At 70.2% G+C, this 15,679-nt stretch carries 16 protein-coding genes; 10 read left to right on the plus strand and 6 right to left on the minus strand.

The features are described 5' to 3' along the window. Positions 1-58: 58 nt before the first annotated feature. The 6 genes from ACQP2O_RS29630 (at position 59) to ACQP2O_RS29655 (ending at position 7,660) form a co-directional block, all read left to right on the plus strand. Positions 59-1,318 (plus strand): ABC transporter substrate-binding protein, encoded by a 1,260-nt coding sequence (locus ACQP2O_RS29630; protein ID WP_433170688.1) that lies wholly within the window; start codon positions 59-61, stop codon positions 1,316-1,318. Then, positions 1,315-2,181 carry a carbohydrate ABC transporter permease gene (locus ACQP2O_RS29635; RefSeq protein WP_433170690.1) on the plus strand — a complete coding sequence of 289 codons (867 nt, stop codon included), beginning with the start codon at positions 1,315-1,317 and terminating at the stop codon, positions 2,179-2,181. The genes ACQP2O_RS29630 and ACQP2O_RS29635 overlap by 4 nt, the downstream gene beginning before the upstream one ends. Beyond that, entirely contained in the window at positions 2,178-2,984 is an 807-nt protein-coding gene (locus ACQP2O_RS29640) for a carbohydrate ABC transporter permease (protein ID WP_433170692.1), read from the plus strand. Before ACQP2O_RS29635 ends, ACQP2O_RS29640 begins: the two co-directional genes overlap by 4 nt. Further along, positions 2,981-4,261, plus strand: a complete 1,281-nt coding sequence (locus ACQP2O_RS29645) for a Gfo/Idh/MocA family protein (protein ID WP_433170694.1) — start codon at positions 2,981-2,983, stop codon at positions 4,259-4,261. Before ACQP2O_RS29640 ends, ACQP2O_RS29645 begins: the two co-directional genes overlap by 4 nt. Before the next feature lie 17 nt (positions 4,262-4,278). Continuing rightward, positions 4,279-6,567 (plus strand): glycosyl hydrolase family 95 catalytic domain-containing protein, encoded by a 2,289-nt coding sequence (locus ACQP2O_RS29650; protein WP_433170696.1) that lies wholly within the window; start codon positions 4,279-4,281, stop codon positions 6,565-6,567. A 76-nt stretch (positions 6,568-6,643) separates the two neighbouring features. Next, positions 6,644-7,660: a DNA polymerase IV gene (locus tag ACQP2O_RS29655; RefSeq protein ID WP_433170698.1), complete on the plus strand. Its 1,017-nt coding sequence runs from the start codon at positions 6,644-6,646 to the stop codon at positions 7,658-7,660. 90 nt (positions 7,661-7,750) lie between these two features. Here the strand turns inward: ACQP2O_RS29655 and ACQP2O_RS29660 are convergent, their stop codons facing one another. The 4 genes from ACQP2O_RS29660 to ACQP2O_RS29675 all read right to left on the minus strand — a co-directional run bounded on the left by ACQP2O_RS29660 (position 7,751) and on the right by ACQP2O_RS29675 (position 11,128). Beyond that, entirely contained in the window at positions 7,751-8,305 is a 555-nt protein-coding gene (locus ACQP2O_RS29660; RefSeq protein WP_433170700.1) for a TetR/AcrR family transcriptional regulator, read from the minus strand. Next, positions 8,302-9,108 (minus strand): alpha/beta fold hydrolase, encoded by an 807-nt coding sequence (locus tag ACQP2O_RS29665; protein ID WP_433170702.1) that lies wholly within the window; start codon positions 9,106-9,108, stop codon positions 8,302-8,304. The genes ACQP2O_RS29660 and ACQP2O_RS29665 overlap by 4 nt, the downstream gene beginning before the upstream one ends. A 162-nt stretch (positions 9,109-9,270) precedes the next feature. Continuing rightward, complete coding sequence (locus ACQP2O_RS29670) at positions 9,271-9,633, minus strand: nuclear transport factor 2 family protein (RefSeq protein ID WP_433170704.1); 363 nt, start codon at positions 9,631-9,633, stop codon at positions 9,271-9,273. A gap of 79 nt (positions 9,634-9,712) precedes the next feature. Continuing rightward, positions 9,713-11,128: an MDR family MFS transporter gene (locus ACQP2O_RS29675; RefSeq protein WP_433170706.1), complete on the minus strand. Its 1,416-nt coding sequence runs from the start codon at positions 11,126-11,128 to the stop codon at positions 9,713-9,715. An 88-nt stretch (positions 11,129-11,216) separates the two neighbouring features. Here ACQP2O_RS29675 and ACQP2O_RS29680 point away from each other — a divergent pair, with 88 nt between their 5' ends. Beyond that, positions 11,217-11,813, plus strand: coding sequence for a TetR/AcrR family transcriptional regulator (locus ACQP2O_RS29680; RefSeq protein WP_433191199.1), 597 nt, complete (start codon positions 11,217-11,219; stop codon positions 11,811-11,813). 76 nt (positions 11,814-11,889) lie between these two features. Further along, the gene (locus ACQP2O_RS29685) at positions 11,890-12,471 is read left to right on the plus strand and encodes a TetR/AcrR family transcriptional regulator (protein WP_433170708.1); all 582 of its coding nucleotides are present in this window, start codon (positions 11,890-11,892) and stop codon (positions 12,469-12,471) included. Between the two features lie 41 nt (positions 12,472-12,512). On the opposite strand, the gene ACQP2O_RS29690 is transcribed toward ACQP2O_RS29685, so the two are convergent. Both ACQP2O_RS29690 and ACQP2O_RS29695 read right to left on the minus strand, forming a co-directional pair. After that, entirely contained in the window at positions 12,513-13,358 is an 846-nt protein-coding gene (locus ACQP2O_RS29690; RefSeq protein WP_433170710.1) for an NAD(P)-dependent oxidoreductase, read from the minus strand. Between the two features lie 67 nt (positions 13,359-13,425). Then, positions 13,426-14,007 carry a TetR/AcrR family transcriptional regulator gene (locus ACQP2O_RS29695; RefSeq protein WP_433170712.1) on the minus strand — a complete coding sequence of 194 codons (582 nt, stop codon included), beginning with the start codon at positions 14,005-14,007 and terminating at the stop codon, positions 13,426-13,428. Positions 14,008-14,124: 117 nt separating this feature from the next. On the opposite strand from ACQP2O_RS29695, the gene ACQP2O_RS29700 reads away from it, so the two are divergent. Then, a complete protein-coding gene (locus ACQP2O_RS29700; RefSeq protein WP_433170714.1) occupies positions 14,125-14,964 on the plus strand; it encodes a serine hydrolase in 840 nt (279 codons plus the stop codon). 26 nt (positions 14,965-14,990) lie between these two features. Next, a complete protein-coding gene (locus ACQP2O_RS29705; protein ID WP_433170716.1) occupies positions 14,991-15,605 on the plus strand; it encodes a hypothetical protein in 615 nt (204 codons plus the stop codon). The last annotated feature ends 74 nt before the right edge of the window (positions 15,606-15,679 follow it).

Below are 15,679 nucleotides of genomic sequence, written 5' to 3' on the forward strand. Positions count from 1 at the left end.
CTAATTATTTGAGGTACTACTAAAAATATTGCTCAGACCCCCGGCAGGAAGGACCGACGTGAAGAAGGTCATCGCCCTGGCCGCCGCAGCCCTGGCGCTCGCCGCCTGCGCCCCGGCGGGCAGCGACACGAAGCAGGCGACCGGCGGGAAGAAGGAGATCTCGTTCCTGGTGTTCGAGACCCCCAACCTCACCCCGCAGTACTGGGACGCGGCCATCAAGCGCGTCACGGCCAAGCACCCGGACATCGTGGTGAAGAAGCTCGTCGCGCCGAGCGCCGGGGACCGCGACGCCTACGCCAAGCAGCTGCTGGCGTCCGGGCAGTTCCCCGACGTGCTCCAGGCCGTCTCCCCCAGCGGCTTCGCCGAGCACGGCAACCTGTACGCGTGGAGCGATGAGGAGCTGAAGAACTACGACTACCCGCGCTCCAACCCACTGGGCGGCAAGATCTACCAGCTGCCCTACAACTCGCAGCCGACGCCGCTGGTCTACTACAACAAGAAACTGTTCGCCGACGCGGGGATCGGCGCGCCGCCCAGGACCTACGCCGAGCTTCTCGCCGACTGCGCCAGGCTCAAGGCCAAGGGGATCAACCCGTTCGTGGTCGGCGGCGGCGGCAAGGACGCGTTCGCCGCCGGCTACATCTGGATCGCGCTGGTCGGCGCCGATGTCTACAGCAAGGAACCGGATTTCCTCGTCAAGCGCCGTGCGGGCACCGCGAAGTTCTCCGATCCCCTCTTCGTCAAGGCGACGCAGAAGTTCGCCGACCTGGCCAAAGCGGGCTACATCGACAGGGCCGGGCTCAGCCGTGACTACCCCTCGACGGAGAAGGCGTTCCTGAACGGCAAGGGCGCGATGTATCCGATGGGCTCGTGGTTCGCCGCGACCAAGCCCTCTTTCGATGTCGGGGTGTTCGCCTGGCCGACCGACGACGGCACGGTCGTGGTGCCCTCGTACACGGGCGGCGGCCCGATCGTGAACGCGCACTCCAAGAACCTGGCGGCCGCCAGGACGTTCGCGCTGGAGTTCAATCAGAACCGGGACAACAATGACGTCCTCGTCAAGAGCGACGCCGCGATCATCGCGATCAAGGGTTACCGGCCGCCGCCGATGGGGCCGCTCTACAACGCCACCCTCGGCGTCTTCAAGTCCGCCAAGATCGTCAATGCCTTCACCGTGGAGACGGGCGACGACTCCCTGCTGCCCGGCGTCGGCGACAAGGTCTTCGCCATCGCCCAGGAGATCATCGCGGGCCGGACCGGCGGCGCGGCCGCGGCCAAGGCGCTGGACCAGGAGTGGGTCAAGGCCGGTGGCCGATGAGACCGCCACGCGCCCGTCTCGGCTACCTGCTGAGTTTCGTCGCGCCCGGTGTGCTGGTCTACGCCTGCCTCGTCCTGGCGCCGATCCTGCTCAGCTTCGGCTACAGCCTCACCAACGCGGGACTCTTCACCACGCGGCCGCACTTCGTGGGCCTCGCCAACTACGCGAGCCTGCTCACCGACACGGCGTTCCTCACCTCGCTCAAGGTGACCACGATCCTCACCCTGATCATCGTCATCGTGCCCAACGTCGCGGGGCTGGGCGTCGCCGTGCTGCTCGATCGCCGCGGCCGGCTCTACACCATGCTGCGCGGCGTGTTCTTCCTGCCCGTCGTGCTCAGCTCGGTGGTGGTCAGCGTGGTGTGGATGGCCATGCTGCAGGATGACGGCCTGATCAACCGGCTCTTCGGCCTCAAGGTGGGCTGGTTGTCCGACCCCGATCTGGCGTTGTTCTCGATCGGGACGATCATCAGCTGGCAGATGCTCGGCTTCTGCGCGGTCGTCTACCTGGCCGCGCTGCAGGGCGTCCCGCAGTCGCTGCTCGAGGCCGCCGCGATCGACGGCGCGAGCGCGTGGACGCGGTTCCGCAGGGTCACCTGGCCGCTGCTGGCACCGGCGCTGACGCTGAACACGGTGATGCTGCTGATCACCGGGTTCAAGGCCTACGACCACATCCAGGTGCTCACGGCGGGCGGCCCGGGCCGCGGGACCACGGCGACGGTCGCGTTCGACGTCATCCAGGTCGGCTTCACCGCCGACCGCACCGGCGAGTCGTCGGCGATGGCGATCCTCATGCTCGTGATCATCGCGGTCGCCTCGGGCGCGGTGCTGCGCGTACTGGGCCGAAGGGAGGTGAACCTGTGAGGAGGCTGCTGGCCGTCGCCGTCGCGGCGGCGTTCTTCCTGCCGCTCTACCTGGTCGTGACGAACGTGTTCAAGCGCGGCCCCGACATCACCGCCTCGCCGGCGTCGCTGCCGATCCCACCCACGCTCGGCAACCTCACGCAGGCGCTCACCCGGCCCGACCACCTGTTCTGGAACGGCCTGATCAACAGCGTGACCGTGACGCTGCTGTCCATCGTGCTCCTCACGGTCGTCTCCGCGATGCTCGGCCACTACATCTGCCGCACGCACTCCCGCTTCGCGCGGATCACCCTGCTGGTGCTGCTGGCCGGGCTGATGATCCCGCCGCAGGTGATCCTCGTGCCGGTCACCAAGGTGCTCAACCTCGCGCACCTGATGGGCACGATCGGCGGGCTGGTGCTGTTCGACGTCGGCTACTACGTGCCGTTCGGGGTGTTCGTCTTCTCCGGGTTCATCCGCTCCATCCCCGTGGAGCTGGAGGAGGCGGCCGCGATCGACGGCTCCGGTCCCTTCGGCACCTTCTGGCGGGTGGTCTTCCCGCTGCTGCGCCCGGCGACGGCCAGCGTGCTGATCTTCCTGGGTGTCTGGATATGGAACGACTTCCTCAACCCGCTGATCATCCTCGGCCCGGCCGGCGGCACCACGGTGACCGTGGGCGTCTACCGCTCGCTCGGCCAGTACCAGCGCGACTACGGCGGCATGTTCGGCCTGATGGTGCTCTCGGCGCTGCCCGTCCTGATCTTCTACCTCGCCCTGCAGAAGCACTTCGTCAAGGGACTCACCGGAGGAGCGGTCAAAGGATGATCAACTTGACGGACCACATCGGGAAGGCCCTCGACCGGCCGATCACGCTGGCGGTGGTCGGCGCGGGCGCGCGTGGCGCCGCCTACGCCGAACTGGCCGCCTCCTGGCCGGAGCAGGTGCGCGTGGTCGCGGTCGCCGAGCCCCGCGACGAGCCGAGGTCCCGGTTCGCCGCGCGGCACGGACTGCCGCCCGAGAACGTCTTCCCCGATTGGGAACGGATGGCGGCGCGCGGGCGGATCGCCGACGCCGTGATCATCGCGACGCTCGACGCGGAGCATCTCGCGCCCGCCAGGGTCATGGCGGAGCAGGGTTACGACATCCTGCTGGAGAAGCCCATCGCGCCCACGGAGGCGGAGACGGCGGCGATCGGCGACGTGGCGGCACGGACCGGCGCGATGATCGCGGTCTGCCACGTCATGCGGTACACCCCCTACACCCGGCGGCTGCGCGCGGAACTGCCGCGCATCGGCGACATCGTCACCATCGAGCACCTCGAGCCGATCGGCTGGTACCACTTCGCGCACTCATTCGTGCGCGGCAACTGGCGGCGCGCCGATGAGTCCACGTTCGCGCTGCTCGCCAAGTCGTGCCACGACATCGACTGGCTCGGCCACATCGTGGGACGGCGCGTCGAGCGGGTCTCGTCGTTCGGCGGGCTGCGGCACTTCCGCGCCGACCAGCGGCCGGAAGGCGCGGGAGACCGGTGCCTGGACTGCGGGATCGAACGCACCTGCCCCTACTCGGCCGTACGGCTGTATCGCACCGGCCTGCGTGACGGGGGCACCAAGCAGTACTTCACCCGCGTCATGACCGGCGGCGTGCTCACCGAGGAGGCGGTCACGACGGCGCTGGCGGAAGGCCCGTACGGGCGATGCGTGTACGCCGGCGACAACGACGTCGTGGACCACCAGGTGGTGAGCCTGGAGTACGAGGACGGGGTCACGGCGTCGTTCACGATGACCGCCTTCACCCCGCTCGAGAACCGCCACACCAAGATCTTCGGCACCAAGGGCCAGATCACCGGCGACGGCCGATTCCTCCATATCTACGACTTCCTGCCGGAACAGACCCTGACGATCGACACCTCCCTCGACGGCTCCAGCGCCGCGGAAGGCCACGCGGGCGGCGATGCCGGCCTCATGAGGTCCTTCGTACGAGCCCTGCACGAAGGACGCCCCGAACTCGTCCTGTCCGGGATCCAGGAGAGCGTCGAGAGCCACCGAGTGGTCTTCGCCGCCGAGCGCGCCCGCCGTACGGCCGGCATCCAAACCCTCTGAAACGGAGCACCACCCCCATGAAATCCGTGCTCGCCCTCGCCCTGCTGTCCTCCACGCTGACCCCCGCACAGCCGGTGCCCGCGCACGGCGACTGGCACGAGGTACGCCGGCTCCTGTCGGCCATCACCGACGCCTACACCGCTCCCCCGGCGCTCAGCACCGTCCAGACCACCGGCTACACCGCCGGTCTGCTGCTCGGCAACGGCGACCTGCACGTCGCCGCCGACGCCCGCGACCAGCAGCAGACCTATTACCTGTCCAAGTCCGACTTCTGGCATGCGAGCAACGGCCAGCTCCCCTTCGGCACGATCACCATCGGCGCAGGCCGGCCGGTCCCCGGTACCGACCCGAACTACCGTGAGCGACAGGACATCCTGAACGCCGAGGTGCAGGGCGCCCAGACCGTCGGCGGCCAGGTGCTGCGCACTCGCACCTGGGCGGCCGACGGCACGGACCTGCTGGTCACCGAGCTGTCCACGGACGAGAGCGCACGGCCGCTGCCGCTCCAGGTCGACTTGGCCGTCCCCGCCGGGACGACGGGTGTCGCGGGCGACGGCCAGGTGTGGATCACCCGCGCGACCGGCGCCGACGGCGACACCGGCTGGGTGTCGAAGGCCGCCGCCTCGGCCAGAATCGTCGGGGCGAAGGCCACGGCCAGCACCCCGTCGAGCAACCTCGCGCGCCTCACCTTCACGCTGCCGCCGGGCAAGCCCGTACGGCTGGTCACCTCCGTCCACGGCAACGGCGCCTACGCCGACCCGACACCGCTCGCCGACTTCGTGCGAGAGTCCGTCACACAGGTCACCGGGCTCCGCGCCCGCGACCTGGACGACGCGCGCTCCCGGCACCGCGACTGGTGGAAGCGCTTCTGGCTGAAGTCGTACGTGGACACCGGCGACGCGACGCTGAACAAGTACTACTACGGCGCCCTGTACGCCATGGGCGCTGCCAGCCGCGAAGGCTTCTTCATGTCGGGCACCTACTCGCCCTGGCGGACCATCGACCAGACCGGTGCGGCCAACCGGTACTGGCTGAACTACAACACCGAAGCGCAGTACTACGGGGTCTACTCGGCCAACCGCCCAGAGCTGGCCGCGCCGTACTACAAGGCCGTCTCGGCCGAACTGCCGTACGCGCGCAACCAGACCCACGCGGCCGGTTACCAGGGGCTCACCTTCGGCCGCACCTTCACTCCCTTCAACGCCACCCGCCCCGCGCCCGCGGAGGTCCCCGTGGCCGCGGCCAAGCAGCCGGGCAAGCTCAGCGACCAGAAGACGAACGGCACCTTCGCCGCGATCCCCTTCATGTGGAACTGGGAGTACACCGGCGACAAGGAATTCCTGCGCACCTCGGCCTATCCGCTGCTGAAGGAACTCGGCGCCTTCTGGATGGACTTCGTCGAGAAGGGCGACGACGGCAAGTACCACATCCTGCACAGCGCCGTGAACGAGGGCGGCGACGACGTCGACTCCACGTACGACCTCGGCTACATGCGCAGAACGCTGACCGCGCTGATCGACTACAGCAAGGAGCTCGGCGTCGACGCCGAGCTGCGCCCGGTGTGGAAGAACTACCTCGACGACCTGGCCCCCTACCCGACCGCGACCATGGACGGCCTCGACGTCATCCTGCTCGCCTCCAAGATCAGCAACCCGATCAAGGGCAACGCCGTGCTCAACAAGAACGACCAGCCGATCAACCTGGAGGGTGTCGTCTACCCCGGCGACAACCTCGCCATCGGCGGCGATCCGGAGCTACTGCGAAGGGTCCGCGCCACGCTGCAGTGGGTCGATCCGTTCCTGCCCGGATCCCGCGGCTCGTCCATCAACGGCTTCCCCAAGACGTTCACCATCGCGGCGCGGGCGGGCTGGGACCCGGAGGACCTGATCGGGAAGTTCACGACGGTGATCAAGCAGCTGTGGCGGCCCAACCTGACCGTCAGGCAGAGCGGCGGCGGCCAGGAGACCTCGGGCTCGATCGAGACCATCGACTCGATGTTCCTGCAGACCTACGGGAACGTCATCCGCGTCTTCCCCGAGTGGCCCGCCGGACGTGACGGCAGATTCGTCCGGCTGCGCGCCAAGGGCGCGTTCCTGATCTCGGCGGAGCGCAAGGCCGGGCAGGAGGTGTCCCGCATCGAGCTGACCAGTGAGCACGGAGGCAAGGCCACCGTCGCCAACCCGTGGACGGGACACCGCCCCACCGTCGTCGACGTCTCCGATCACCGCAAGGTCACGGTCCCCTCCGACGGCTCGACCTTCTCCTTCGACACCGTCGCCGGTCACACCTACACGGTGTCCGCGTAAGCGCGTATCCGCCGAACCTCTGGGGCGGAGACGGGCAACGCCCTGGTCCTCGCCCTGGAGGGGGTAATCATGGAGTGTGGCTCACTGGGTGCTCCACGTCGACCTCGACCAGTTCCTGGCAGCGGTCGAGATTCTCCGCCGACCGGAACTGCGCGGGCGACCGGTCGTGGTGGGCGGCGACGGTGATCCGGCCAAGCGCGGCGTGGTCAGCACGGCCTCGTACGAGGCGCGCGCGTTCGGTGTGCACTCGGGCCTGCCGCTGCGCACCGCCGCACGTCGATGCCCGAACGCGGTGTTCCTGCCGGTCGACAGGGAGGTCTACGAGGCGGCGTCGGCACGGGTGATGGCGACGCTGCGGGAGTTCGGCACCGTGGAGGAACTCGGCTGGGACGAGGCGTTCCTCGCCGTCGACGGCGACGGCCCAGAGGAGGTGGCACGGCGGATCCGGGCGCGCGTCCACGCGGCGACCGCCCTGGCCTGCACCGTCGGCATCGGGCAGAACAGGCTGCAGGCCAAGCTGGCGACCGGGCTCGGCAAGCCGGCGGGCGTCTTCCGGCTGACCGACGCGACGTGGTTCGCGGTGCTCGGTGATCAGCCGACCGATGCCCTGTGGGGCATCGGTCCCAAGACCGCCAAGCGGCTCGCCGCGATGGGCATCGACACGGTCACACGACTCGCCGCCGCCGATCCACGGATGCTGGCCGCGCACTTCGGCCCCGCGATCGGGCCGTGGCTGGTCCGGCTGGCCTCGGGTCAGGACAGCTCGTCGGTCACCGGCGCGCCGCATGTCCCGCGCTCGCGCGGCCGGGAGACCACCTACCAGCACGATCTGGACGACTGGGACGCCGTACGCCGCGAAGTCGCCTCCCTGGCCCGACGGCTCGCCGACGACCTGGCCGCCGAACGACGGCCCGTCAGCCGCGTCGTCGTGAAGGTACGGTACGTCCCGTTCACGACCCGCACCCACGGCCACACGCCGGCGACGCCGACCCGCGAGGCGGCGGCGATCGAGCAGGCCGCTCTCGCCGCCCTCGAACAGTTCCCCGAACGCCGGCCCGTACGACTGCTCGGGGTCCGGGCCGAATTCCGGTGACCGGACGCAGACCGTACGACGGCGTCGGTCTCCGCGTACCCGCCGCCACGCTTGGGCGCCGCGGTTGCCGCGTCATTCCCGGGGGATGCGCTATTCGCGGAGGAACTGTGCCAGCGCCGCCCGGATTTCCGGCTGGTGGCCGCCCCCGTTCAGCTCAAGGATGGCGGCCTCCACGACGGCGCTGTTCCACATGGCCGCGCTCGGCCCCGGGTGCGCCCAGCCCATGGCGGCGAAGTCGGGGCTGGTCAGCTGGATGACCAGCGTGTTCCGCGACGCGATCGCCTCGATGATCGCGGGGTCGACACGGGCCTCCAGCAGCAGTGCCCGGACGCCGCGATGGCTCAGGCATTCATCCAGGTAGGCGTTCGCGGCCGCGAGCAGCCTGCCCCGGCCCGGCGCCATCCCCGCGATCGTCTCCTCGATCTCCGCGAACACGCGGTCGTGGAACTCGGTGTGCAGGGCCAGCAGGAATTCCGACCGGTCGCGGAAATGGTGGAAGAAGGTGCCCTTGGCCACGCCTGCCTCGGCGACGATGAGGTTGACGCTCATGCCGGCCAGGCCCGTCCGCTCCGCCAGGGACAGGCCCGCGGCGATGAGCTGCTTGCGGGTAGCCGCCGCGCGCTGCTGCCGGACGCCGGTACTCACTGCGCGCTCCCGGCGGTCGCCACCGATTCGAGGAAGGGAAGTGCCACTCCCAGGAACCCATCCGGATCGGAGGCGAAGGCCACGTGCCCGGTGTTCAGCGTCCGCAGGTCCGCGCCGGGTATCGCCGCCTGCGTCTGGCGTGCGGTGGACAGGGGGAGAATGATGTCCCGCGTCCCCCATGCCAGCAGCACGGGCACGCCGAGCCGGGGCCCGGCGGCCCGCAGGTCGTAAGCCGGATCGGCGAAGCTCCGCCACAGCGCGGCGGAGACAGCGGCGCCTGTCTTGCTGCGCGCCCGGTCCTGGACCCGGCGGGTGAGGGCGCGGAGCCGGTCGCTGTCCGGTTTCATATACCGGGGAACGAGCCGGGGGAACACCGCCCGGTTGACGGCCGGGACGCCCAGGGTGCGGGCCGCGAGGCGGGGGACCTTAACGAACCCGCCGGCATTGACCAGGATGAGCCCGGCGACCCGGTCCGGGTGTTCCAGCGCGAGCCTAGCCGCGGCGTACCCGCCGACCGAATTGCCGATGAACACGGCCGGCGCGAGATCCAGCTCGGCGGCGAGATCGGCGAGGACGCCGGCCAGCAGCGGCGCGGTCACCGACCGAGGCCCGGCCGGCATCTCGGAACGGCCGTGGCCCGGCCAGTCGACGGCCAGTACGCGGTAGCCGGCGTTCGCCAGCGGTCCGGCCACGGCGTCGAAGTCGGTGTGGTCGTGCAGGGCGGCGTGCAGCAGCACGACCGGCCGGCCACTTCCCTGCTCGGCATAGAACACCTGCCCCGCTCTGGTCTGGACGAAAGGCATCGCGAGTCCCTCCAGTGAGTGACCGACCGGTCGGTCAATCTACGGCCCAGGCTACTCCCTGCCCGAGCGAAGGCAACTCCTACGCGGTCAGCGAAGCAGGGGCGGCCACGCCCGCCGAGGGAAATCCCGATCGGCCTGCTCGATACTCGCAGGGCGCCCGGATCATCCTTCGGCGAAGAGGGGCGCCAGGTCGATGAAGATGCGGTAGTCCTCGATCAGGCCGTCGTCGCGGCTCGAACGATAAATCGTCACGACCGGGACCGTGACCGTGCTGCCGTCCTTGCGGGTGTAGGTCACGTTCGACTCGGCGATCGTGGCGGGGCCCTCCTCCCACTGGTCGATGAGGTCATGCGACACGCCCGCGATGCCGGTGCAGAACGAGGCCCAGGTGTCGCGGACGGCCTGGCGGCCGTGGACGGGCTCCGCGTTGCCGAAGCGCATGACGACGTCCTCGGCGACGTGCGCGGCGTACCGGTCGGCGTCCATGGAGTCGATGTCGTCGAACAGGTTCTTTCGGGCGGTCATGGGGCTCCTCCATTGCCTCGGTGGGACGTGGCCCAGTGTCCCAAGATCATCCGATCGGCGCGGCGATATCCGGCAGGACTCAGGCGTCCTTAGAGCGGGCGGGAAGCCAAAGAGCGAGTACGACCGCCACGGCGGTGAATCCGATCGACCACCAGAACGCGACGTCGAACGCCCTCGCCCGGCCCGCCGGGCCGCCGTCGGCGTGAGTCGCGATGGAGCGTTGCAGGACCACCGCCAGGACGGCCGTGCCGAAGGATCCGCCGACCTGCTGGGCCGTACGGGTGATGATGCTCGCGTGGGGTACCGCCGCGCGGTCGAGTCCCAGGTAGGCGCCGGCCATGACGGGGCCCGTCACCGCGCTCAGCCCCACCCCGCGAACGACGAGTGCCGTGACCAGCCACCACTCGCGGGTCCCGGTGGTGACGAAGGCGAACGGTACGGTGGCCGCCGCGACAAGGACGAGTCCGGCGAACGCCACCCACCGTGGGCCTATCCGGTCGGTGAGGACGCCGGCCGGGCCCCTGCTGGCCAGCGCGCCGACGCCCTGGGCGGCGATCAGCAGGCCCGCGGTGAACGCGTCCTGCCCGCGCACCTGCTGGAAGTACAACGGGACGAGCAGCATGGCGCCGTACAGCGCGAAACCCGACAGGAAGAGCAGGCCTCCGGCGGCGCTGAATGAGGTGACGCGGAACAACCGTACGTCCACGAGGGCGTCATCGCCGGCGACCGACGCCCGGACGGCGAAGACGGTGATCAGCGCGGCGCCGGCCGCCAGCGGGACGAGCACGGAGGCGTGTCCGAAGCCGCCGTCCCTGCCGACCTGGGCCAGGCCGTACACGACGGCGGCGATGCCGGGTGACAGCAGGGCGAGACCGACGCCGTCCAGGCGTGACCTCCGGGTGGCCGGAAAGTCCGGCATCAGCCGCCAGGCCAGGACCAGGCCGACGACGCAGAAGGGGACGTTCACCCAGAAGATCCAGCGCCAGCCAAGGTGACGGATGATCAGACCGCCGGCCATGGGCCCGAGGATGGGCCCCAGGAGGGCCGGGAACGAGATCAGCGCGGTGACGCGGCCGAGCGACCGGCCGCCCGCCGCCTGGAACAGCAGCGTCTGAAGGACCGGCAGCATCAGGCCGCCGCCGGCACCCTGCACGATCCGGCATGCGATGAGGGCGGGGGCGTTCCAGGCGAGGCTCGCGCCGACCGAGCCCACGAGAAAGATCGCGAGTGCGCCGAGCCAGACGTTCTTGCCGCCCCACCGGTCGACGAGCCAGCCGGTGACCGGGACGGCCATCCCGAGCGCGAGGAGGTAGCCGGTGGTCACCCACTGGATGGTGGAGACCGCGGCGTGCAGCTCGCCGCCGAGCGTGTCGAGGGCGACGTTGACGATCGTGGTGTCGAAGACGACGGCGAGCACACCGACGAGCAGGACGAGTGCGAGCCGGACAAAGGCCGGGTCCAGGCGTTCCCTGGCCGGCGCGGGTGTGGCGGACATGGCGGTTCCCCAGAGGTGGAAATAAGATACGTCCCTGTATCTACATCGAGATCCAACCCGCCGTCAATAAGATACGGATGTGTATCTAATGGACCGTCACGTCTCATCGCGCCGCCGTGGGCAGGAGCTGGAGGACGCGCTGCTCGACGCGGCCTGGGAGGAATTGGCCGACGTCGGGTACGGCCGGTTCACGATCGAAGGCGTGGCGGCCCGGGCCGGCACCAGCCGGCCGGTCATCTACCGCCGCTGGCCGAGCCGGTCGGATCTCGCCGTCGCCGCCGTACGGCACCACGGCGCCAAGGATCCGGTGTCGACGCCCGACACAGGATCGGTCCGCGACGACCTGGTCGAGCTGCTGCGCCGGGCGTCATCGCACCGGGCCGAGGTCGCCGCCCTGTTCAGCGTGCAGATGGGCGAGTACTTCTCCGAGACCGGCAAGAGCCCGCAGGACCTCCGCCAGGAACTGCTGAGCGGCAGGCGGCAGCCGTTCGGCATGGACGAGGTGCTACGCCGGGGGATCGAGCGCGGCGAGATCGACCCGGACCGGCTGACCCCGCGGATCGCGGGCCTGCCGACCGATCTCCTTCGGCACGAGCTGCTCATGACACTGCAACCGGCGCCCGACGCGACGATCACGGAGATCGTCGACGACATCTTCCTTCCACTCGTGCGAACCCGCGACTGAACGCCCGACTGAACGTCCGGCTGAATGCCCGGCCACCATATTTGACCGATCAGTCTGAAATGGCTAGCGTCCTTACGTGGCGAGGACCAAGGAGTTCGATCCGGACGCCGTGCTGCAGAAGGCGATGGAGCTGTTCTGGGAGCGCGGGTACGAGGCGACGTCGATGGCCGATCTCGTCGAGCATCTCGGTATCGCGCGGGCGAGCATCTACGCCACCTTCGGCGGCAAGCACGATCTGTACCTGAAGGCGCTGGAGCGCTACCTGCAGAACCGCGACCCCGACATCGTCGAGTTGCTGTCGCAGCCGGGCCCCGCCCTGCCCGCCGTACGGGCGCTGGTCAACGCCTACGCCGAGCAGTCCGCGACCGATCCGCACCGGCGGGGCTGCATGGTGGTGAACACCGCGGTCGAGCTCGTCGGCCGGGATCCGCAGGCCGCCCGCCGGGTGGAGGCGAGCTGGGACACCGTGGAGACCGCCCTGATCTCGGCGCTGACCAGGGCTCGCGCAGGGGGCGAGCTGCCGGCGGACAAGGACCCGCGGGCGCTGGCCCGCTTCCTGCTCGTGCTCCTGCAGGGGATGCGGGTGCTCGGCCGGGCCCATCCCGATCCGGTGCGGCTCCGCGACGCCGCCGAACAGGCCCTGGCCGCGCTCGACTGAGGTCCCTGCCTGGAATGACAGGACGAGCGGTCTCCCGTCGATCAGGAGAAGCTGGCGAAGTAGCCGGCGGCCATGTCCTCCTCGCCGTGGCCGGCGAGGGCGGCGCGCCGGAAGCGTTCGCGGGCGGCCTCGATGACGTCCATGCGGACCCCGGCGGAAAGACCGGCCTCGCCGATCAGGCGGGTGTCCTTCTCGGCGTTGGTGACGGTGAAGGTCGGCGCGAAGTCGCCGTCGACGATGGCGGCGGCCTTCTGCTGGAGCATGGCGCTGTTCATCGGGCCGGCGCCGACGACGTCGCGGAACGCCCGCGGGTCGACGTCCAGTGCCTTCGCCAGGGCGAGCGCCTCACCGATCCCGGAGATGAGCGTGAGCGCCCAGGTGTTGGTGACGAGCTTGAGCCGGCTGCCGGCTCCGGCGGGGCCGAGCCAGAGCGTCTCCTTGCCGACCGCGTCGAACACCGGCCGCAGGGGTTCGCGCGCGCCGTCCGGGCCGGAGGCGAGGACGATGAGCCGTCCCTGCTCGGCCGGTTGGCGGCTGCCCTGCACCGGGGCGTCGACGAAGACGAGACCGTGCCGGTCGGCGATCTCGACGAGGCCGTCGAGAGAGGCGAGGCCGACCGTGCTCATCTGCGCCCAGATCTGCCCGTCCCGCAGACCCGGCGCGGCCTGTTCCATGGCCTGGCGCACGGCCGCGCCGTCGTTCAGCATCGTGATGATCACATCGGCGCCCTCGGCCGCCTCAGCGGGGGTGTCGGCCACCTTGAGCCCGTCGACGGCCTCGGCCTTCGCACGCGTACGGTTCCAGGCTCGCAGGTCGAGGTCCGCGGCGAGCAGGTTGCGGGCCATCGCCGCGCCCATGATCCCGGTGCCCAGCAGTGCGACGGTCATCGGTCACTCCTTTTCTTGACTGCTCGTTACAGATTTGCGGCGCGAAGAGGCCCCGAAGGCCCTCGGGTCACGGCAGCACGGCGAGCGCCGTCTCGACCACACCGGCCAGCCGGCGCCGGTCCGGCCCGGCCTTCGCCATGACGCGCAGCCCCTGGATGGCGGTGAGGAAGAAGTCGGCCAGCCGGGGGACGTCGGTGTCCGGCGGGAGCTCACCGCGCTCGCGCGCCCGCGTCAGCGCGGTGACGATCGACTCGCGGACTCCCCCGAGGGCGTCCACGACGATGCGGCCCGAGAGGGCGTCGTGCGGAAGCCGCTCGATCGCGGTGTTCGTCACCAGGCAGCCGCGCCGGTCGGCGTCCTCGGCGGCCTCGTCGACCAGGGCGAGCAACAGGTCGCCGACGACCTTTCGGATCGGGACGTCCCGGTCGAGCCGGTCCGTCATCTTCGCGGACGACATCTCGACGTACCGCCGGAGCGCCGCCTCGTACAGCCCGTCCTTGCTGCCGAACGCGGCGTACAGCGAGCCGCGCCCCAGTCCGGTGGCCGCCACGAGGTCCTGGATCGACGTGGCCTCATAGCCCCGCCGCCAGAACAGCTCCATCGCCCGCCGCACCGCCGTGTCGGTGTCGAACTCCCGCGTCCGCGCCATGGCCCGCACGATAGTGCTATCTGTAACGAACGGTCAAGATTCCCCTCGAGCAATGCCGAGACCAGGTGACTACTTTCTGTTAGTATCCCAATGCAATCCGTCACACAGGTGGGGGCCATGAGAACGCAACGAACGATCGCCGCCGTCACGTCCATGCTCGCCGCCGCGTGCGCGGCCGCGGCGTCTCCCCTCCCGGCCCGCGCCGCCGCCCCCGTCTGCTCGTCGGACCACTCCCCCGCCCTCGCCGCCCGGCTGTCCGCCGACATCCCCGCGGCGCTCCGCGGCCGCCGCGGGCCCATCGCGGTCGGCGTCTTCGACCGGCCGACGCACACCCGCTGCGGGCTCGCCGCCACGACGCATTTCCAGTCGGCCAGCGTCGTCAAGGTCACCATCCTGGCCGCGCTGCTGCGCCGGGCCGAAGAGGCCCACCGCGGGCTGACCGCCCAGGAGCAGCGGCTGGCCGAAAGCATGATCACACGGTCGGACAACGCGGCCGCGACCGCGCTGTGGAACGAGGTGGGGCAGGCGGGCATCCGGCACTTCCTGGCCCTCGCCGGGATGGCCGACACCCGGATCGACGCGTCGGGCTACTGGGGCAAGACGCAGATCACCGCCGGCGACCAGCTCGCCCTCCTGAAGCTCCTGACGTTCAGCGGCACCACGGCGCTCGGCGCCCCCTCGCGGGCGTACGTCCTCCGGCTGATGGCCGCCGTCGTGCCGGGCCAGCGCTGGGGCACCCCGGCCGGCGCCCCGGCGGGGGTGAACGTCCACGTCAAGAACGGCTGGGTCGATCGGTCCGACGGCGCCGGATGGCGGGTCAACAGCCTCGGCACGTTCGACGGCCACGGCAAGGACTACCAGATCGTCGTGCTCACCCAGGGGAACCCGACGGAGGCGTACGGCCACGAGACCATCGAGGGCGTCGCCCACGTCATCCACCGCGACCTCAACTCCTGACGGAAGCTCCCGAGGAAAGGATGCACATGAGGCACAGCAACCTCGTCGCACTCGGCGCCATGGCGGCGCTCGCGACCGCCGTCGCGCCCACCACGCCCGCCGTCGCGAACGGCCCGCTCCCCAGCCCCGCGGGCATCGCCCAGCGTCAGGACGCCGCGGCGGCGACACCGGCCGTGGCGATGATCCCGACCAAGCGGAGCGTCGCCATCGCCCGCGCCCGGACCTGGCTCACCGCCTGGCACGGCGGCCCCGTCCCCTACAGCCAGAGCCGCTACCTGGACGGCTGGCGCACCGACTGCTCCGGCTACGTCTCCATGACCTGGAACCTCCGGAACGCGAACGGCACACCGCTCAACCACAACACCGACAGCATGCTGCGCGGCGGGTACGGCACGCCCGGACCGGTCGTCCACCCCATCGCGTGGGGCGACCTCCGGCCGGCCGACGCCATCGGCTTCCTCGGCGCGGGCAGCATCGGCGACGCCGGGCACGTCATGCTCTTCGAGCAGTGGGCGAACCCCGCGCACACCGCGTACTGGGTGTTCGAGCAGGCCGGCGACGGCGGCACCCACCACCGCGTCCACCCGATCACCTACAACCACTACAAGCCGTACCGGTACAACAAGATCCTCGAGGGCTGACCTCCGCATCACCGAGAATCCTGCCCGATTCCGGGCAGGATTCTTGCATTTGTCCGCACTGGACCGGCAACATC

Origin of the sequence: Actinoallomurus sp. CA-150999, from assembly GCF_050942425.1 — a bacterium.
GTDB lineage: Bacteria > Actinomycetota > Actinomycetes > Streptosporangiales > Streptosporangiaceae > Actinoallomurus.